The organism is Bacillus cereus group sp. BfR-BA-01381 (genome assembly GCF_022663555.1).
Lineage (GTDB): Bacteria > Bacillota > Bacilli > Bacillales > Bacillaceae_G > Bacillus_A > Bacillus_A pacificus.
Genome location: NZ_JAKUFR010000200.1, coordinates 1 through 1191 on the forward strand (window position 1 = coordinate 1; position 1191 = coordinate 1191).

Below are 1191 nucleotides of genomic sequence, written 5' to 3' on the forward strand. Positions count from 1 at the left end.
TTAACCTTCCAGCACCGGGCAGGTGTCACCCCCTATACTTCGCCTTACGGCTTCGCAGAGAGCTGTGTTTTTGCTAAACAGTCGCTTGGGCCTATTCACTGCGGCTTTCCGTTAAGAAAGCACCCCTTCTCCCGAAGTTACGGGGTCATTTTGCCGAGTTCCTTAACCAGAGTTCTCTCGCACACCTTAGGATTCTCTCCTCGCCTACCTGTGTCGGTTTGCGGTACAGGCACCTTTTATCTCGCTAGAAGCTTTTCTTGGCAGCGGGGAATCAAAGACTTCGCTCCATAAGGAGCTTCCCCATCACAGCTCAGCCTTTACGATAAGCGGATTTGCCTACTTATCAGCCTAACTGCTTGGACGTGCACAACCAATCGCACGCTTCTTCTATCCTTCTGCGTCCCTCCATTGCTCAAACGATAAAGAGGTGGTACAGGAATATCAACCTGTTGTCCATCGCCTACGCCTGTCGGCCTCGGCTTAGGTCCTGACTAACCCTGAGCGGACGAGCCTTCCTCAGGAAACCTTAGGCATTCGGTGGACGGGATTCTCACCCGTCTTTCGCTACTCATACCGGCATTCTCACTTCTAAGCACTCCACCAGTCCTTCCGGTCTGACTTCACTGTCCTTAGAACGCTCCCCTACCACTGATACCATTGGTATCAATCCGCAGCTTCGGTGGTGTATTTAGCCCCGGTACATTTTCGGCGCAGAGTCACTCGACTAGTGAGCTATTACGCACTCTTTAAATGGTGGCTGCTTCTAAGCCAACATCCTAGTTGTCTAAGCAACTCCACATCCTTTTCCACTTAATACACACTTTGGGACCTTAGCTGGCGGTCTGGGCTGTTTCCCTTTTGACTACGGATCTTATCACTCGCAGTCTGACTCCTAAGGATAAGTCATTGGCATTCGGAGTTTGACTGAATTCGGTAATCCGATGAGGACCCCTAGTCCAATCAGTGCTCTACCTCCAAGACTCTTACACTTAAGGCTAGCCCTAAAGCTATTTCGGGGAGAACCAGCTATCTCCAGGTTCGATTGGAATTTCTCCGCTACCCACACCTCATCCCCGCACTTTTCAACGTGCGTGGGTTCGGGCCTCCATTCAGTGTTACCTGAACTTCACCCTGGACATGGGTAGATCACCTGGTTTCGGGTCTACGACCACGTACTAAACGCCCTATTCA

General features: G+C 51.0%; 1 rRNA gene. It reads right to left on the reverse strand.

Annotated features, from left to right (window positions below):
- Window positions 1–1191, reverse strand: a 23S ribosomal RNA gene (locus tag MR079_RS28250); the annotation flags it as partial.